The 833-nt window shown below is 55.9% G+C and carries 1 protein-coding gene; it reads left to right on the forward strand.

Annotated elements, in window-relative coordinates:
• A partial coding sequence (locus AAEY75_RS14090) for a hypothetical protein (protein WP_352259905.1) occupies positions 1-833 on the forward strand: 833 nt, incomplete at both ends.

The raw sequence follows: 833 nt of genomic DNA on the forward strand, positions 1-833 counted from the left end.
TTTACCATCACCCCAAATGACGATGCCATCTATGAGGTCTCAGAAGCGCTGAGCATGAGCATCAGCAATGCGATCAACGCCAGCATTGGCACCGCCACCGACAGCGCCACCATCTTCGATGAAGACGCGACAGACGGCACCGTAAACGAGGGCGACAAACCGACCGTCACAGTTGGCGACGCCAGTGCCATCGAGGGCGATACCCTCGTGCACAGTGTCACCGTCAATGGCGTCACCGAAGCCGACGTCACCTATGACTTTGACTTGGCGGGTAATAGCGCCACAGAGGTGACCGACTTTACCAACGCCCCAGTCTTTAGTGATGGCGTCACTTATGACGCTGCCACCGGCACCATCACCGTCCCTGCTGGGGTCACTGACTTTACCGTCAGCTATCCTGCGCTTACTGATGCCATTCTTGAGAACAATGAAACCACCACGCTTGAGATTGGCGGCGTGATAGGCACCGGCACGATTAACGATGCGGGTGATGCCATACCTGTGGTGAGCATTGAAGCGACGACGGACAGCGCCACCGAAGGTGTAGGCGACAGCATCGTCTTTGCCATCAGCCAAACAGGGGCGACGGACAAAGACAGCAACGTCACCGCCACCTTAAACCTTGGCGACATTGATGCCAGTGACATCGACAGCATCACCTTTACGGATGCCAATGGCACGCAAACCATCAGCGTGGCTGACGCCATTGCTGGGGTTAGTGTGAGCATTCCAGCGGGTAGCAGCATCCTGCCAACCTTTACCATCACCCCAAATGACGATGCCATCTATGAGGTCTCAGAAGCGCTGAGCATGAGCATCAGCAATGCGATCAA

Origin of the sequence: Psychrobacter sp. TB55-MNA-CIBAN-0194 (assembly GCF_040309505.1) — a bacterium.
Taxonomy (GTDB): domain Bacteria; phylum Pseudomonadota; class Gammaproteobacteria; order Pseudomonadales; family Moraxellaceae; genus Psychrobacter; species Psychrobacter fozii.